15 protein-coding genes are annotated in these 16,976 nt (G+C 73.0%); 7 read left to right on the forward strand and 8 right to left on the reverse strand.

Annotated elements, in window-relative coordinates:
• Positions 1 to 42: 42 nt before the first annotated feature.
• Both ACRAKJ_RS21295 and kdd read right to left on the reverse strand, forming a co-directional pair.
• Positions 43 to 1,533 carry an amidohydrolase family protein gene (locus ACRAKJ_RS21295; protein WP_438924981.1) on the reverse strand — a complete coding sequence of 497 codons (1,491 nt, stop codon included), beginning with the start codon at positions 1,531 to 1,533 and terminating at the stop codon, positions 43 to 45.
• Between the two features lie 56 nt (positions 1,534 to 1,589).
• Entirely contained in the window at positions 1,590 to 2,609 is a 1,020-nt protein-coding gene (kdd, locus tag ACRAKJ_RS21300) for an L-erythro-3,5-diaminohexanoate dehydrogenase (RefSeq protein WP_438924967.1), read from the reverse strand.
• A 140-nt stretch (positions 2,610 to 2,749) separates the two neighbouring features.
• On the opposite strand from kdd, the gene ACRAKJ_RS21305 reads away from it, so the two are divergent.
• Entirely contained in the window at positions 2,750 to 3,307 is a 558-nt protein-coding gene (locus ACRAKJ_RS21305; protein WP_438924966.1) for a maltose acetyltransferase domain-containing protein, read from the forward strand.
• A gap of 50 nt (positions 3,308 to 3,357) precedes the next feature.
• On the opposite strand, the gene ACRAKJ_RS21310 is transcribed toward ACRAKJ_RS21305, so the two are convergent.
• From ACRAKJ_RS21310 to ACRAKJ_RS21320, 3 genes are read right to left on the reverse strand one after another with little or no spacing between them, the layout of a single operon-like run.
• Positions 3,358 to 4,857, reverse strand: a complete 1,500-nt coding sequence (locus tag ACRAKJ_RS21310) for a tripartite tricarboxylate transporter permease (RefSeq protein ID WP_438924965.1) — start codon at positions 4,855 to 4,857, stop codon at positions 3,358 to 3,360.
• Positions 4,850 to 5,443 (reverse strand): tripartite tricarboxylate transporter TctB family protein, encoded by a 594-nt coding sequence (locus ACRAKJ_RS21315; RefSeq protein ID WP_438924964.1) that lies wholly within the window; start codon positions 5,441 to 5,443, stop codon positions 4,850 to 4,852. Before ACRAKJ_RS21315 ends, ACRAKJ_RS21310 begins: the two co-directional genes overlap by 8 nt.
• The gene (locus ACRAKJ_RS21320) at positions 5,440 to 6,423 is read right to left on the reverse strand and encodes a tripartite tricarboxylate transporter substrate-binding protein (RefSeq protein ID WP_438924963.1); all 984 of its coding nucleotides are present in this window, start codon (positions 6,421 to 6,423) and stop codon (positions 5,440 to 5,442) included. The genes ACRAKJ_RS21315 and ACRAKJ_RS21320 overlap by 4 nt, the downstream gene beginning before the upstream one ends.
• Before the next feature lie 152 nt (positions 6,424 to 6,575).
• Between ACRAKJ_RS21320 and ACRAKJ_RS21325 the strand changes: the two genes are divergently transcribed.
• Entirely contained in the window at positions 6,576 to 8,147 is a 1,572-nt protein-coding gene (locus tag ACRAKJ_RS21325) for an ATP-binding protein (RefSeq protein WP_438924962.1), read from the forward strand.
• The gene (locus ACRAKJ_RS21330) at positions 8,144 to 8,812 is read left to right on the forward strand and encodes a response regulator (protein ID WP_438924961.1); all 669 of its coding nucleotides are present in this window, start codon (positions 8,144 to 8,146) and stop codon (positions 8,810 to 8,812) included. Before ACRAKJ_RS21325 ends, ACRAKJ_RS21330 begins: the two co-directional genes overlap by 4 nt.
• A 40-nt stretch (positions 8,813 to 8,852) precedes the next feature.
• Here the strand turns inward: ACRAKJ_RS21330 and ACRAKJ_RS21335 are convergent, their stop codons facing one another.
• The 3 genes from ACRAKJ_RS21335 to ACRAKJ_RS21345 are packed head-to-tail and all read right to left on the reverse strand — an operon-like array spanning position 8,853 to position 11,913.
• Complete coding sequence (locus ACRAKJ_RS21335; protein WP_438924960.1) at positions 8,853 to 10,400, reverse strand: alpha-amylase family protein; 1,548 nt, start codon at positions 10,398 to 10,400, stop codon at positions 8,853 to 8,855.
• Positions 10,397 to 11,356 (reverse strand): TIGR03885 family FMN-dependent LLM class oxidoreductase, encoded by a 960-nt coding sequence (locus tag ACRAKJ_RS21340; protein ID WP_438924959.1) that lies wholly within the window; start codon positions 11,354 to 11,356, stop codon positions 10,397 to 10,399. Before ACRAKJ_RS21340 ends, ACRAKJ_RS21335 begins: the two co-directional genes overlap by 4 nt.
• 56 nt (positions 11,357 to 11,412) lie before the next feature.
• Positions 11,413 to 11,913, reverse strand: a complete 501-nt coding sequence (locus tag ACRAKJ_RS21345; protein ID WP_438924958.1) for an FxsA family protein — start codon at positions 11,911 to 11,913, stop codon at positions 11,413 to 11,415.
• A 107-nt stretch (positions 11,914 to 12,020) separates the two neighbouring features.
• On the opposite strand from ACRAKJ_RS21345, the gene ACRAKJ_RS21350 reads away from it, so the two are divergent.
• The 4 genes from ACRAKJ_RS21350 (at position 12,021) to ACRAKJ_RS21365 (ending at position 16,974) form a co-directional block, all read left to right on the forward strand.
• Entirely contained in the window at positions 12,021 to 13,409 is a 1,389-nt protein-coding gene (locus ACRAKJ_RS21350) for a KamA family radical SAM protein (protein ID WP_438924957.1), read from the forward strand.
• Between the two features lie 236 nt (positions 13,410 to 13,645).
• The gene (locus tag ACRAKJ_RS21355) at positions 13,646 to 14,857 is read left to right on the forward strand and encodes a cytochrome P450 (protein ID WP_438924956.1); all 1,212 of its coding nucleotides are present in this window, start codon (positions 13,646 to 13,648) and stop codon (positions 14,855 to 14,857) included.
• An 81-nt stretch (positions 14,858 to 14,938) separates the two neighbouring features.
• Entirely contained in the window at positions 14,939 to 15,784 is an 846-nt protein-coding gene (locus ACRAKJ_RS21360; RefSeq protein ID WP_447008635.1) for a carbohydrate kinase family protein, read from the forward strand.
• Between the two features lie 95 nt (positions 15,785 to 15,879).
• Positions 15,880 to 16,974: a DNA glycosylase AlkZ-like family protein gene (locus tag ACRAKJ_RS21365; protein WP_438923015.1), complete on the forward strand. Its 1,095-nt coding sequence runs from the start codon at positions 15,880 to 15,882 to the stop codon at positions 16,972 to 16,974.
• Positions 16,975 to 16,976: the final 2 nt, after the last annotated feature.

The raw sequence follows: 16,976 nt of genomic DNA on the forward strand, positions 1-16,976 counted from the left end.
ATCGCCGCCCGGTCGCGGCGCCCGACCTCGGGACGGGGACCGTCACAGGTCCCCCTCGAAGATCGTGCGTCCGCGCAGCACGGTGCGCAGGCACACCGGTGCCGGGCCGTCGAGGGCGGGCAGGGCGGGGACGCGGGAGCGCGGGTCGGTGGACCAGCGCTGCACGCGGGTGTCGGGGGCGGCGACCTCCAGGGCGGGGGCGTCCCACACGGCGTAGGTGGCGGGCGCGCCGGGTTGCAGGGTGCCGGTGACGCCGTCGTCGACGCCGGCGGCGCGCCAGCCGCCGCGGGTGTGGGCGGTGAACGCCGCGCGCGGGGAGAGGCCGTGGCCCTCGGTGCGGTGGTGCACCGCGGCCCGCACCGCCGCCCACGGGTCGACCGGTGTCACGGGGGCGTCCGAGCCGAGGGCGAGGACCATGCCGGCGGCGGCGAGGCTCGCGAACGGGTTGAGGCGGGTGCCGCGCTCGACGCCGAGGCGCTGGGCGTACATGCCGTCCGGGCCGCCCCAGGCGCGGTCGAACAGGGGCTGCACGGAGGCAACCGCGCCGTGGGCGGCGAGGGCGGCGGCCTGCTCGGAGGTGACCATCTCCAGGTGTTCGAGGCGGTGGCGGCGGGCGGCGAGGGCGGGGGCGCCCACGACGGCGGCGGCCTTGTCGAAGCCCTCGACGACGGCGGCGACGGCGGCGTCGCCGATGACGTGGAACCCGCCCTGCACGCCGGCGCGGGTGCAGGCCACCAGGTGCTCGGCGACGGCGTCGGCGTCGAGGTAGAGCGCGCCGGTGGTGTCGGCGTCGGCGTAGGGGCTGCACAGGGCGGCGGTGCGCGAGCCCAGGGCGCCGTCGACGAACAGGTCGCCGGCCAGGCCGCGCACGGGCAGGTCGGTGCCGTCGACGGAGCCCCAGTAGCCGACGACGTCGAGCAGGTCGCCGGCGAGCAGGTCGGCGAGGTCGTCGCGGCCGGAGATGTCGGGGCCGGCGCACTCGTGCACGGAGGCGACGCCGCGGGAGGCGGCGTGGCGCAGGAACGCCTGCTGGGCGGCACGGCGGCGGTCGGCGGGGATGGCGTCCTTGGCGGCGCCGCGCACGTGGTGGTGGGCGGCGCGGGAGAGCGGGCCGTCGGGGTGGAAGCCGTCGGCGTCGCGGGCGGCGGGGGCGAGGTCGAGCAGGGCGGTGGAGGCCAGGGCGGAGTGCACGTCGATGCGCGAGAGGTAGACGCGCTTGCCGGCGGCGGCCTCGTCGAGTTCGGCGCGGGTCGGGGGGCGTCCCTCCGGCCACGCGGTCTCGTCCCAGCCGTGTCCCCACACGAGGGGGCCGGGTGCGGCGCGCACCGCGTCGAGCAGGTCGCGCGCGGAGCGGCAGCCGGTGAGGTCCAGGCCGGTGAGCAGCAGGCCGGCGGAGGTGGCGTGCACGTGGGCGTCGACGAACGCGGGCGCGACGAACGCCCCGCCGAGGTCGGTCACGCGGGCGTCGGGGTGCAGGGCGCGGCCGACGGAGTCCTGGCCGAGCCACACCACGGTGTCGCCGTCCACGGCCATCGCGGTGGCGTCGGGGTTCGTCGGGGAGTGGACGCGCCCACCCACGAGAAGGGTAATCACGTCTGCCGAGTCTGCCTGTGCCCGAACAGCGCCCGCACGGCAGGTTCGGCGCGCAGCAGGTCGAGGGCGAAGGCGGCGTGGCCGGGCACGTAGCCGTTGCCGATCAGCATCTCCACGTCGGCGGCCAGTCCCTCGGCGCCGAGGGCGGCGGCCGGGAAGGAGGTGGCCATGGAGAAGAACACGATCGTGCCGCCGTCGGCGGTGGCGAGGACCGCGCCGTGCTCGCAGCCGGGGACGTCGACGCACACCACGGTCACGTCGGCGGGTGCGGGGACGGCGGTGGCGACGGCGACGGGGTCGCGGGCGTCGGCGACGACGACGGTGTCGGCGAGCCCGGCGGCGCGCACGGCATCGGCCTCGGCGTCGGTGGGCACGAGCGCGGTCAGCCGGGACGCGCCGGCGCGGCGGGCGGCGGCCAGCGACAGCGACCCGGACTTGCCGCCGCCGCCCAGGACCAGCACGGACGGGGCGGTGCGGCGGCGCACGACGCGGTCGGTCAGGGCGGGGGCGCCGCACACGTCGAGCACGGACAGGGCGAGGTCGTCGGGCAGGTCCTCGGGCAGCGGGGCGGCGATGGAGCGGCCGAACAGCACGGCGGTGCCGGCGCAGGGGACCTGTTCGGAGGCGCCGTCCCAGCGGGCGAGGTCGTCGGTGATGCGCAGCGGGGTGAGGGTGAGCGAGACGAGGGTGGCGACGCGGTCGCCGGGGCGCAGGCCCAGCGGCGAGTCGGGGCCGGTCTCGCGGACGGTGCCGAGCAGCATGCCGCCCGACCCGGTGACGGGGTTCTGCATCTTGCCGCGGTCGGCGACGATGTCGAGCACGGCGCGGCGCACGCCGTCGACGCCGTGCAGCTCGCGCAGCTGCCGGTAGGAGGCGGCGTCGAGGTTGAGCCGTTCGACGTCGAGGACGACCTCGTCGGGGCCGCACGTGTCGTCGGCGTCGAGCCGCCACGCCTGCTGCGGCAGCACGCCCGCGGGATGCAGGACGCGGTGCAGGCCGTACGGCGACGTCGACATCGTGGAAATCCTCCGGCCGGCGGGCTACTGGACGCCGATATCTTCACGTGCGACGTCAAGATTGCGCAAGAGTCGCGTCCGGTGCGGTGCGGGAGTCGTGCTCCGCACGGTGCGGGAGTCGTGCTCGGTACGGTCGGGGGATGGCTGATCGCACCATGCGCGAGCGGATGCTCGCAGGCGAGTCGTACATCGCCGACGAGTCGTTGACGGCGGACGCGCTGCGCGCCGACGACTTCATGACCGCCTACAACGCCACCGGCGCGCGCGACGGGGAGCTGCGGCACCGGCTGCTCGCCGAGCACCTGGGCGCGGTCGGCGAGGGCGTGGTGATCCGGCCGCCGCTGCGGGTCGACTACGGCTGGAACATCCGGGTGGGCGCGGGCACGTTCGCCAACTTCGGGCTGGTCGCGCTGGACGTGGCGCCCATCGTGATCGGCGCGGACGTGCAGATCGGGCCCAACGTGCAGCTGCTGACGCCGACCCACCCGGTGGAGCCGGGGCCGCGGCGCGACAAGTGGGAGGCCGCGAAGCCGATCACCGTCGGCGACAACGCGTGGCTGGGCGGCGGCGCGGTCGTGCTGCCGGGCGTGACGATCGGGGAGAACACGGTGGTGGGCGCGGGCGCGGTGGTGACCCGGGACCTGCCCGCGAACGTGGTGGCGGTGGGCAACCCGGCCCGCGTGGTCCGCGAACTGTGACGAACCCCCCCCGGGGGCGGACCGGCAGGTCCACCCCCGGGGGCGTGGTGTCACGCGGTGGTGACGGGGGCCTTGCGGCGGCGCAGGCGCAGCACCGCGGCCAGCACCAGGACCACGACCAGGATCGAGTAGGACACGGCCGCGAACGGGCTGGTGACCAGCGCGGACAGGTCGCCCTCGCTGATCTGGAGGGTGCGGCGCACCTGCTCCTCGGCCATCGGGCCCAGGATCAGGCCCACCACCAGCGGCGCCACGGGGTAGCCGTGGCGGCGCATGAAGAACCCGACCACGCCGATGACCAGCAGCACGACCAGGTCGTCCACCACGAAGTTCACCGCGTAGGTGCCGAGCGCGGCGAACAGCAGGATGCCCGCGTACAGGTAGGGCCGCGGGATCTGCAGCACCTTCACCCAGATCTTGACCAGGGGCAGGTTGAGCACCAGCAGCATCACGTTGCCGATGTAGAGCGACGCGATCAGCGCCCACACCATGCCCGAGTTGTTGGTGAACAGCAGCGGCCCCGGCTGGATGCCGTAGCTCTGGAACGCGGCCACGATCACCGCCGCGGTGGCGGTGGTGGGCAGGCCCAGGGTCAGCAGCGGCACGAGCACGCCCGCGGCGGCGGCGTTGTTGGCCGCCTCCGGCCCGGCGACGCCCTCGATGGCGCCCTTGCCGAACTCCTCGGGCCGCTTCGAGAGCTTCTTCTCCGCCGCGTACGACAGGAACGTCGAGACGTCCGCGCCGCCCGCCGGGACGGTGCCGATCGGGAACCCGATGAAGGTGCCCCGCAGCCACGGCTTCCAAGAGCGGCGCCAGAACTCGCCGGTCATCCACTTCCCGCCGACCGGCACCACCTCCACCGGCCCGTGCCGCAGCCGCGCCGCCACGTACAGCGCCTCGCCGACGGCGAACACGCCGACCGCGACCACGACCACGTCGATGCCGTCGGACAGCGTCGGCACGCCGAGGGTGAACCGCTGCTGCCCGGTGAGGGTGTCGGTGCCCACCAGGCCCAGGAACAGGCCGATGCCGAGCGAGGCCAGGCCGCGCACCGGGGAGGACCCGAGCAGGGCGGCGACGGTGGTGAACGCCACGACCATCAGCGCCACGTAGTCCGCCGGGCCCAGCTGCACGGCGACGTCGGCGATGGTCGGCGCGAGCGCGGTGAGCAGCACCGTGGCGATGGTGCCCGCCACGAACGAGCCGATCGCGGCGGTGGCCAGGGCGGCGGCGCCGCGCCCGGCCTTGGCCATCCGGTTGCCCTCCAGGGCGGTGACCACGGAGGACGACTCGCCGGGCGTGTTGAGCAGGATCGAGGTCGTCGACCCGCCGTACATGCCGCCGTAGTAGATGCCCGCGAAGATGATCAGCGCGGCGGTGGGTTCGAGCGTGTAGGTCAGCGGCAGCAGCAGCGCCACCGTCATCGCCGGCCCGATGCCGGGCAGCACGCCCACGGCGGTGCCCAGCGTGACGCCCAGCAGGGCGTAGAGCAGGTACTCGGGCTGCGCGGCGGTCGCGAAGCCCTCCAGCAGTGCGGCCCAGTCACCCATCGAGGAGGGGCACCCCCTCGAAGATCCCGGCGGGCAGCGACAGGCCCAGGCCGGAGGCGAACAGCACCTGCACCACGAGCGCGAGCACCACGGCCACGACGAGCGCCTTCCACCACACCGCGCCCAGCGTCCACGCCGCGCCGGCGAACAGCACGACGGCGGCCACCGGCCAGCCCACGGGCTCGATCAGCAGCAGGTGCGCGACGAGCACGACGCCGAGCTTGCCCACGGTGAGCCAGTCGGTGCGCACGGAGCCGGTGTCGACGTCCTCGGCCTCCTCGGCCTCGCCGAGCCTGCCGCGGGCGGTGGCCACGATCGTCGCGATGCCGGTGACCACCAGCAGCGCGCCCACCGCGTAGGGGAACGCGCGCGGCCCCACGGCGCTCTGGTTGCGCAGGCTGATGGTGGTGGCGTCGACGAGGGTGAACACGCCGAGCGCGACGACCAGCGCGGCGAAGACGTACTCCTCGACCTTCGCCGAGGTCCGGGCGGCGACGGCACCCGACGCGGTGCCGTCCGGCGCGGTGCCGCCCGGCGGGGGTGCCCCCGGCCGCGAGGCCGGGGGCGGTGTCGCGGGCGAGGTCACTTCACGAGGCCGATCTCCTGGAGCACCGGCTTGATGCGACCGATCTCGGTGGTGAGGAAGGTGTTGAAGTCGTGCCCGGTCTGGAACGTGTCGGTCCAGCCCTTCTTCTTCAGCTCCTCCTGCCACTGCGGGCTGGCGTGCATGTCGGTGACCAGCTTGACCAGGCGGTCCTTGGCGGCCACCGAGATCGAGCCCGGCGCCACCACGCCGCGCCAGTTGATCAGCTCCACGCCGCTGCCGACCTGCTTGAACGTCGGCGCCTTGATCTCGGGGTGCTCCTGCGGGCCGGACGTGCCCAGGGCGCGCAGCTTGCCCGCCTTGATCTGCTCGACGTACTCGCCGACGCCGGAGATGCCCGCGTCGACCTTGCCGCCCAGCAGCGCGGCCAGCGACTCGCCGCCACCGGAGTAGGGCACGTAGTTGAGCTTGGCCGGGTCGATGTTCTTGGCCTTGAGCAGCATCGCGGCGAGGATGTGGTCGGTGCCGCCGGCCGAGCCGCCGGTGATCGACACGCCCTGACCCTTCTCGTCGACGGCCTTGAGCAGGTCGTCGATGGTCTGGTACGGCGACTCCGCGGGCACCACGACGACCTCGTCCTCGGCGGTGAGGCGGGCGATCGGGGTGGTGTCCTCCAGGCGCTTGTCCACGCCGTTGGTCTCCACCGCGCCCACCATGACCAGCCCGGTCACCATCAGGTAGGTGTCGGACTTCTCGTTCGCGAGCTTCTGCAGGCCGACCGTGCCGCCCGCGCCGCCGACGTTGCTGACCTGCACCGAGCCGGCGAGGTCGGCGCCGCTGATGGCCGCCTGCATCGCGCGCGCGGTCTGGTCCCAGCCGCCGCCGGGGTCCGCCGGGGCCATGATCTCCAGGCGGCCGACGTCGTCGGTCGCCGAGACGCCACCGCCGCCACCGCCACACCCCGCGAGCACCAGGCCCGCAGCGGCCACGGCCGCGAGAAGTCGGGTGTGCTGTCCTGCCATCGGGTCCTCCGTGTTCCACCCAGCGCGCTGTCGTGCTGGTGGCCGGGACCCTAGGTGCACTCGATCAGGTGAGGATGCACATAGTTCGTAAGGGCCGTATTGGTCGTTTAGGTCGTGGCCGGGCTCACAGGCAATAGGCCAGAATGCCCCTCATGCGCCGCCGTTCGGTCCCCCTGGGTGTCTCCCTGCTCGTGCTGCAGGTGGTCATCGTGCTCGCCACCGTCTGCGCGGCGGGACTGATGGCGGCCAAGCTCCAGAGCGACCGCATCCGCGACTCCTACGTCGACCGGATGCTCTCCGTGGCCGAGAGCGTCGCACGGCTGCCCGCCGTCGTGGAAGCCTTCACCTCCCAGCGGCCCAGCGACGCCATCCAGCCCCTGGCCGAGCTGATCCGCAACGCCTCCAACGTCACCTACGTCGTGGTCACCGACCGCAACGGCGTCCGCTACGCCCACCCCGACCCGGCGCGCATCGGCGAGATGGTCTCCACCGACCCCAGCACCGCCCTGTCCGGGCACGTGTTCGTCGGCACCGAGACCGGCACCCTGGGCACCTCGCTGCGCGCGAAGGTGCCCATCCGCTCCCCCGGCGGCGAGATCATCGGCATGGCCTCGGTGGGCATCCTGGAGAGCCAGCTCGACGCCGACCTCGCCGAGGACCTGCCCGAGCTCATCGGCTGGCTCGCCGCCGCCGCCCTCGTCGGCGTGCTCGGCGCGGCGCTGGTGACCCAGCTGGTGCGCAAGCGGACGTTCAAGCTCGAACCGGCCGAGATCGCGCAGCTGCTGGAGACCCGCGACGCGATGCTGCACGGCATCCGCGAGGGCGTGGTCGCCGTCGACGACCGCGAACGCCTCGCCCTGGTCAACGACGAGGCGATGAGGCTCCTCGGCCTCACCGAGGACCCCACCGGCAAACCCGCCGCCGACGTGCTGGAGGACGGCGGCCTGCTCGACCTCGCCCGCGGCGTCGACGACGTCGCCGACCGGCTCGTGCTGGCCGGCGAACGCGTCCTCGTCGCCAACCGGACCACCGCCAAGACCCACGGCCGCCCCGTCGGCGTCGTACTCACCCTGCGTGACCGCACCGAGCTGCACGACGCGCTGCGCGAACTGGACGGGCAACGCACCGTCACCGAGGTGCTGCGCGCCCAGGCCCACGAGTTCACCAACCACCTGCACGTCATCAGCGGCCTGGTCGAACTCGACCGGCGCGAGGACGCCGTCGCCTACATCGAACGGGTCGGCGGAGCGGGCTCGGTCACGTCGGGCATCATCGGCGGCGCCATGGCCGACCCCGCGCTCGCCGCCCTGCTGCTCGCCAAGTCCTCCACCGCGCACGAGCGCGGCGTGGCGCTGCGCCTGGACCCCGGCTCCACCGTCGACGCCCGCACCGGCGACGACGCGCTGACCGTGCTGGGCAACCTGGTCGACAACGCCGTCGACGCCGTCTCCGCCGGGGGAACCGTGCGGGTGCTGGTGCGGTCGGACCCCACGGGGGTGCGGGTCGTCGTCGACGACGACGGCCCCGGGGTGGAGCGGTCGCAACGCGGCCGCATCTTCACCCTGGGAGTCAGCTCGAAGGCGCCGAGGGGCGCGCACGGACGAGGGATTGGACTGGCGTTGGTGTCCAGGGTGGTCACCCGGCGGAGCGGCCGGGTGGAGATCTCGGATTCGGAACTGGGCGGCGCGTCGTTCGACGTGTGGCTGCCGGAGGTGGCCCGGTGAACGTGCGCACGCTCGTCGTGGACGACGACTTCGCGGTCGCCGCCGTGCACCGCGGGTTCCTGGAGGCCCTGCCCGAGTTCGAGGTCGTCGGCGAGGCCCACGGCGGCGGCGAGGCGCTGCGCGCGGTGGAGGCCCTGCGCCCCGACCTGGTGCTCCTCGACATCCACCTGCCCGACATCTCCGGCCTGGAGGTCCTCGCCCGCCTGCGCGGCCGCCCCGGCCCGCCGGTCGACGTCATCGCCGTCACCGCCGCCCGCGAACGCGAGACCGTCCGGCAGGCCATGTCCCGCGGCGTGGACCACTACCTGGTCAAGCCCTTCACCCGCACCGCGTTCCTCGACCGCATGCGCGAGTACCTCGCGCGCCGCACCGAGGTCGCCCGCATGGGCCCCTGGCTCGACCAGGACGAGGTCGACCAGCTCCTCCAGCACCGGCCCCGCGTCGGCCTGCCCAAGGGCCTGTCCGCCGTGACCCTCAAACTCGTCCTCGACACCCTGCGCACCACCACCACCGACCTGTCCGCCCAGGAGGTCGGCGAACGCGCCGGCCTCTCCCGCGTCAGCGCCCGCCGCTACCTGGAACACCTGGTCACCGTCGGCAGGGCGGAGGTCCAACCCCGCTACGGGGTGGCCAACCGCCCCGCCCACGGCTACCGGCTCACCTGACCGGTCGGGCTCATCCCACCGGTCGGGCTCACCTGACCGGTCAGGACTTGGGCACCACCCGGAACCAGCGGCAGCCGTACGGGTCCAGCTCGACGCGCGCCACACCGCCCTTCGTCGGCACCGTGCCGTCGACCAGCAGGTCGGTGAGGTCGCCGTCGAGCTTGTCCACCTCGATCACCGCCTCGCGGTCGGCCAGGTTGTGCACCGCCAGCACCGTGCCGCCGTCGATGTCGCTGCGGTGCGCCAACACCGCAGGGTCCTCTGTGTCGAGCACCTGGTAGGCGCCCCACGCCAGCTCCGGGCACTCCCGGTAGCGCTCCACCAGCATCCGCACCCACTCCAGCAGCGAATCGGGGTCGCGGCGCTGCTCGACGGCCGCGTCCCACCACATCGGCGTGCGCACCGCCTCCCGACCCGGGATCGACAGGTCCTCGACCATGCCGACCTCCTCGCCGTAGAACAGCACCGGCGTGCCCGGCAGCGAGAACAGCAGGCTGTAGACCATCTTCACCCGCTTCGGGTCACCGCCCAGCATCGACGGCAACCGCCGCCGCAACCCCCGCCCGTAGAGCTGCATGTCCTCGTCCGGGCCGAACGCGGCGAACACCTCCTGCCGCTCCGGCACCGTCAACTTGTCCAGCGTCAGCTCGTCGTGGTTGCGCACGAACGTCGCCCAGTGGCAGTCGCGCGGCGGCTGCGGCCGCTCCTTGAGCGCGTGCGCCAGCGGACTGGCCTGCTGCCGCGCCAACGACAGGTACATCTGCTGCATCCCGATGAAGTCGAAGCACATGTTCAGCTCGTCGCCCACGCCGTCCGCGCCGCCGAAGAACTTCATCGTCTCGGTGTAGGGCAGGTTCACCTCCCCCAGCAGCACCGCCTCGCCGTTGCGCCGCGACAGGAACGCCCGCAGGTCCGCCAGGTAGTCGTGCGGGTCCGGCAACGCCTCCACCGGCGCCTCCAGCAGGAACGGCACCGCGTCCACCCGGAACCCCGACAGCCCCAGCTCCATCCAGAACCCCATCACGCGCGCGATCTCGTCGCGCACCGCCGGGTTCGCCACGTTCAGGTCCGGCTGGTGCTTGTAGAACTTGTGCAGGTAGTACTTCTTGGCCTTGCGGTCGTAGGTCCACAACGACGTCTCCTGGTCCGGGAAGACCACGCCCTCGTCGCCGTCGGCCGGCTTCTCGTCCGCCCACACGTACCAGTCGTGCCGCGCGCTCTTCGGGTCCCGCGCCTGCTGGAACCACGGGTGCTGGTCGGAGGTGTGGTTGACCACCAGGTCCGCGATCACCCGCATCCCCCGGTCGCGCGCCGTGCGCACGAACTCGGTGAAGTCGCCCAACGTGCCCAACCGCGGGTCCACGCCGTAGAAGTCCGTGATGTCGTAGCCGTCGTCCCGGTCCGGCGTCGGGAAGAACGGCATCAACCACAGGCACGTCACCCCCAACCGGTGCAGGTGGTCGATCTTCTGCGTCAACCCCTTGAAGTCGCCGTAGCCGTCACCGTCCGAGTCGTGGAAGGTCTCCACGTCCAGGCAGTACACGACGGCGTTCTTCCACCACAGGTCCGCGGTCCGGGTCAGCTTCACGACCGCACCGCCGGCAGCACGTGCTCGCCGAACGCGTCCAGGAACCGCCCCTGCTCCTGCCCCACGTGGTGCAGGTACACCTCCTCGAAGCCCAGCTCCGCGTACTCCCGCACCGTCTTCGCGTGCCACCCCAGGTCGGACGAGATGTTCACCACCTGCGCCACCTGCTCCACCGACACGTGCTCGGAGACCACGTCGAACGTCTCCGCCAGGTCCAGGTCCCAGCACACCGGCGGCGCGAACACGTTGCTGCGCCACTGCTCGTGCGCCACCGACCGCGCCTCGTCCTCGTCCGGCGCCCAGCTCAGGTGCACCTGCAGGTGCAGCTTGCCCCGACCACCGGCGTCGCGGTACGCGTCACGCACCTTCACCAGCTGCTCGACCGGCGCGTTCACCGTGATCAGGCCGTCCGCCCACTCCGCGCACCACGCCGCCGTCTCCGGGCTCACCGCCGCACCCACCAGCAGCGGCGGCTCCTCCGGCAACGTCCACACCCGCGCCCGGTCCACCGTCACCAACCCGTGGTGGGTGACCTCCTCGCCGCGCAGCAGCGCCCGGATCACCTCCACGCACTCGCGCAACCGCGCGTTGCGGGTCGCCTTGTCCGGCCACACCGCGCCGGTGATGTGCTCGTTGCTGGCCTCACCGCTGCCCAGCGCCGCCCAGAACCGACCCGGGAACATCGCGCCCAACGTGCCGATGGCCTGCGCGATGATCGCCGGGTGGTACCGCTGCCCCGGCGCGTTGACCACGCCGAACGGCAACGACGTCGCCTGGAGCGCGGCACCCAGCCACGACCACGCGAACGCGCTCTGCCCCTGCCTGCTGCTCCACGGCGAGAAGTGGTCCGAGCTCATCGCCGCGTCGAAGCCGACCTCCTCCGCCCGCCGCACCGCGTCCAGCAGCGCCGTCGGGTGTACCTGTTCGTGCGAGGCGTGCACGCCTATGACCGTCATGCCGTGTCACGTACCCAACGCCCGATTCCGCGACACCCCGCATCGGGCGCGGTCGGTCAGCGCAGCTCGCGCCGCTCCGCCGGAGCGGACCGCACGTCGGTCGCCGACCCGTCCACCACAGTGCCGTCCACCACCGCGCCGTCCACCACCGCGCCACCGGCCGACGGCGACCGCCCGTAGCGCAGGTTGAGCACCATCTCCCGCTCCCGCGCCTCCGCCCGCCGCGCCATCCGCCGGCTGATCAACCGCCGCGTCGGCGGGAACAGCAGGAACAGGCCCGCCACGTCGCTGAGGAACCCCGGCACCACGATCAGGAACCCCGCCGCCGCGATCAGGAACCCGTCCGCGACCTCCTGGTGCGGCGCCCGCCGCGTGCGCACCGCCTCCGAGAACGCCCCGATCGTGCGCGCGCCCTCCCGGCGCAGCAGCACCGCCCCCACCACCCCGCCCAGGAGCAGCAGCCCCAATGTCGGCAGGGGTCCCCAGGCCCCGAAGGCCGCCACCAGGGCGGTCACCTCCACGGCCAGGCCGATCAGCAGTACGGCGAACACGCGCATACCCACCCAACGAACGAACCGCCCGAAACGCTCCCGGCCGAAATATTTACGTCCAACAGCCCGTCTGGCAGCATATCTTCACGTCACTCAACGGGTAGGGAGCATGGATGACTGCGCTGCACGAGGTCCCCGCCACCTCCGGCACGACCGGGCCCCAGCCCTACACCTACGTCCGCCGCGAACTCGTCGAACCCGACTGGCGCCGCTTCCCCGGCTGGCGCGACGTCACCGACACCCAGTGGCGCGACGCCCAGTGGCAACGCGCCAACTGCGTCAAGAACCCCAGACAGCTCCGCACCGTCACCGGCGACCTGCTCACCGACCGGTTCTACGACGAACTCGCCGCCGACCAGCAGCACCTCGCCACCATGTCGATGCTGCTCCCACCCCAGATGCTCAACACCACCGCGCCCACCGCACCCCTCGAACCCGAGGCGTTCACCGAGGCGTTCCTCGCCGACCCCGTCCGCCGCTACATGCTCCCCGTCCGCAGCGACCGCGACCCCCACTGGCCCAGCCACCCCCACTCCGCCCGCGACTCCCTGCACGAAGCCGAGATGTGGGTCGTCGAAGGACTCACCCACCGCTACCCCACCAAGGTCCTCGCCGAACTCGTCTCCACCTGCCCCCAGTACTGCGGCCACTGCACCCGCATGGACCTCGTCGGCAACTCCACCCCCCAGGTCAGCAAACACAAGCTCGCCCTCAAACCCGTCGACCGCCAGGACCGCATGATCGACTACCTCAAGCACACCCCCGGCGTGCGCGACGTCGTCGTCTCCGGCGGCGACGTCGCCAACGTCCCCTGGCCCCAGCTCGAGTCCTTCCTCATGCGACTCCTCGACATCGACACCGTCCGCGACGTCCGCCTCGCCACCAAGGCCCTCGCCGGACTCCCCCAGCACTGGCTCCAACCCAAGGTCGTCGAAGGACTCGAACGCGTCGCCCGCACCGCCTCCCGACGCGGCGTCAACCTCGCCATCCACACCCACGTCAACCACGTGCAGTCCGTCACCCCGCTCGTCGCCGAAGCCGCCCGCACCGCACTGGAGGTCGGCGTCCGCGACGTCCGCAACCAGGGCGTCCTCATGAAGGGCGTCAACGCCACCCCCGACGACCTGCTCGACCTCTGCTTCGCGCTCCAGGGCGAGGCCAACGTCCTGCCCTACTACTTCTACATGTGCGACATGATCCCCAACGCCGAGCACTGGCGCGTCGCCGTCTGGGAAGCCCAGGAACTCCAGCACGCCATCATGGGCTACCTGCCCGGCTACGCCACCCCGCGCATCGTCTGCGACGTCCCCTACGTCGGCAAGCGCTGGGTCCACCAGCTCCACGAGTACGACCGCGAACTCGGCATCTCCTACTGGACCAAGAACTACCGCACCGGCATCGAGCACGACGACCCCGAAGCCCTCGACCGCCGCTACCCCTACTACGACCCGATCTCCACCCTCGGCGACACCGGCCGCCGCTGGTGGTCCGAACAGGGCTGACCGGAACAGAGCCGCCCCGGTGGTACGCGTGGCACCCTCACCGGGGCGGTCCCTTCCCCTCGTCCTGGCGTTTTTGATCGATGTTTTCGCTGCTACGGTGATGCGGGAGGATTATTTTTAGGCGACACTGAAGTTATTGAGGGTGTTGGCCAGTGGTCCCTGTTCATGCCACCATGTGAGGGGATTTCGCGTTCATCCGTGGCCCGCTCGCGGGCGCTTCGGACAGACTGGCCCGCATGACCGATTCCGCCGTGGCGCTCAAGTCCTACGACCTGTTCTCCCCCGAGGCGCTGAGCGACCCGACCCCGCTGCTGCACCGCATCCGCGCCGAGAGCCCGGTCAGCGTCATCCCCCAGCTCGACTCCTACCTCTTAACCCGGCACGCGGACATCCTGTCCGTGCTCAAGGACCGCACGCTGGTGCCGGCCAACATGGCCCAGTCGCTCTCCCAGTTCTCCCCCGAGGAGCAGGAGGAGCTGCTCCCCCTGCGCACGTCCATCGAGCTGTGGATGGGCCACACCAACGAGACCGACCACGTGCGCTTCCAGCAGCTGCTCAAGCGCTACTTCACCCCCTCGACGGTCAACGGCCTGCGCCCGCGGGTGCGCGAGCTGACCAACGAGCTGCTCGACGCCGTCGCCGCGCGGGGCCGGATGGAGGTCGTCGCCGACCTGGCCTACCCGCTGCCCGCCAACGTGATCGCCGAGATGCTGGGCATGCCCACCGAGCACCGCGAGCAGCTCCAGGCGTGGTCGCGCGACATCCTGGCGGTGTTCCAGGTCGCCGACGTCGACCGGCTGCGGCAGTCCCAGCGCAGCGTGCTGGAGATGCAGGACTACGTGCGCGGCCTGGTGCGGGAGCACCGCGAGGAGCCGCGCGAGGACCTGATCAGCGTGTTCGTCGCCGCCGAGCGCGAGGGCGTGGTCACCGAGGACGAGATCGTCGCCAACTGCGTGCTGCTGCTGTTCGCGGGCCACGAGACGACCGCCACCCTGATCGCCAACGGCCTCAAGCTGCTGTTCGACAACCCCGACGAGTTCGCCCGGCTCAAGGCCGACCCCTCCCTCACGCCGGGCGCGGTGGAGGAGATGCTGCGCTGCGACGGACCGGCGAGCATCATCGTGCGCCAGAGCACCGAGCCGTTCCGCCTGGGCGACCTCGACCTGCCCGCGGGCAGGCGGTTCTACCTGGCGATGATGGCCGGCAACCGCGACCCGGAGGTCTTCACCGACCCCGACCGGTTCGACATCACGCGCAAGCCCAACCGGCACACCGCGTTCGGCCTGGGCGCGTTCTACTGCCTCGGCGCGGCGCTGGCCCGGATGGAGGCCGACGAGTGCTTCCGCATCCTGCTCGACCGCTGCCCCGACCTGCGGCTGGAGTCGGCGACCGTGGTGCCGAGCCCGCCCCTCACCCACCGCCTGGAGTCCCTGGCGGTCACGTTCTGACCGGAGGCGCGTGACCGGGGCGCGCGACGTGCGCTCGCCCCGGTCACGGCGGGCTTGATCACCGGGTCGCACAATGACCCGGTGATCAAGCCCAGGGTGTTCGTCGCCGGTCCCGTGTCGTGGAACCGGCTGGTCGAGCTGGACCGCCTGCCCGACGCCCGCCCGCAGACCGTGTTCGCCTCGCGCCACTGGACGGCGGTCGGCGGCACGTCGGCGGGCAAGGCGCTCAACCTCGCCTCGCTCGGCGCGGACGTGGTGCTGCGCACCGTCGTGGGCGACGACGAACCCGGTCGCGCGGTGCTCGCCGTGCTGGCCGACGCCGGGGTCGAGGTGATCGCCGAGGTGGTCGACCAGCCCACCGAGCAGCACCTGAACGTGATGGACCCGCGCGGCGGGCGGCTGTCGATCTACCTGGAGCTGCCCGGCCTGGACGCGCCCCGGCACGACGAACGGGCGCTGGCCGCGCTCGCGGCGGCCGACGTGGTCGTGGTCGACCTCGCCGAGCACTCCCGGCCGCTGCTGACCGCGCCGCGCGGGGCCGGCGTGCCGCTGTGGACGGACCTGCACGGCTACGACGGCGCGCAGGGGTTCCACCGCGACTTCCTCGACGCCGCCGACTTCTTCACCCTCAACGACGACGGGTTCGCCGACCGCGACGCGCTGCTGGCGTTCCTGCGCTCCACCGGCAAGCCCGCCGTGGCCACGCTCGGCCCGGACGGCGCGGTCGCCCTGGTCGACGGCGAGGTGCACCGCGTGCCCGCGGTCCCGGTCGCCGAGGTCGTCGACACCAACGGGGCGGGCGACGCGTTCTTCGCCGGCTACCTGGTGGCCCACCTGGGCGGCGCGGACGTGCCCACCGCCCTGGCCGCGGGCGCCGAGCAGGCCGCGAGGGCGCTGGGCTCCCCCGGGCTCGCGCCCGGCACGTGAACTGCCGTCCGGCACGTGAACTGTCAAGGACTTGCTGAAAACCCTTGCAAGGTCTTTCCTCTCCCTACCGTGCCGCCGAGACGGAGAGGGACGACATGGACGGCGTGACCGCGCGGCAGGGCGACACCGCCGCGCAGGCCGGGGACGACGGGGCCCCGGTCGGCGGGGCCCTCGACGGCGGGGCAGGTGTCCCGGCCCCGTCCACGTCGGCCGACGACCGGGCGAGGGCGCTGCGGATGGGCGCCCAGCGCCTGACGACCCCCGCCCGCTCGCTGGACGAATTGCTGCGCGACGTGCTCGCCGTGCAGGCGCAGGACCCGACCGCCGCCGGGCTCGCCGTGCGCGCCCGCACCACCGGTGTCGCCCCGGCCGACCTACGCGAGGCGCTCGCCGCCGGCGACGTGGTGCGCACCTGCGCGATGCGCGGCGCGGTGCACCTGCTGCGCCGCGAGGACGCCGGGTGGCTCGTCGCGCTGCTCGGCCCGGTGAACGTGGCCCGCACCCGCCGCCGGCGGCTCGACCTGGGACTGGACGACGCGCTGTGCGGCCGGGCCCTGGACGCGCTGCGCGAGGTGCTGACCGAACCCCTGACCAGGCAGGAGGTGGTGCGGCGGCTCGCCGGGGCGGGCGTGGTGGTCGACCCGGGCGGCGAGGCGCCCGCCTACCTGCTGGCCTACGCCGCGAACCGGGGCGTGGTGTGCGCGGGCGAGGGCACCTACCGGCTGGTCGCCGGGGACGACGAGGTCGAGCCGCGCGGCGTGGACGAGCTGGTCCGCCGCTACCTGCGCGCCCACGGGCCGGCCACGGTCGAGGACTTCACCGCGTGGAGCGGGCTGCCCGCCGGCGACGTGGCCGCCGCGTTCCCCGTCGACGAGCTGGTCGAGGGCGAGCACGGCTGGCGGCTGCCCACCACCGACGCCGACGCCGGCGAGCTGGACGGTGTGGTGCGCCTGCTCGGCCCGTTCGACACGTTCCTGCTCGGCTACCGCGACCGCGGCCTGCTGCTCGACCCGGCCGACGCGCCGTTCGTGCTGCCCGGTGGCGGCGGCCCCGTCCCGCACGTCGTGGTGGACGGCCGGGTGCGCGGCTCGTGGCGGCGGCGCGACGGCCGGGTCGTGGTCGAGCAGTTCGGCCACATCCCGGTGTCCGAGCTGGACGCCGAGGTCGAGTCGGTGCTCGCCTGGGCGTGATC

The sequence above is a fragment of the Saccharothrix sp. DSM 118769 genome (assembly GCF_052936295.1).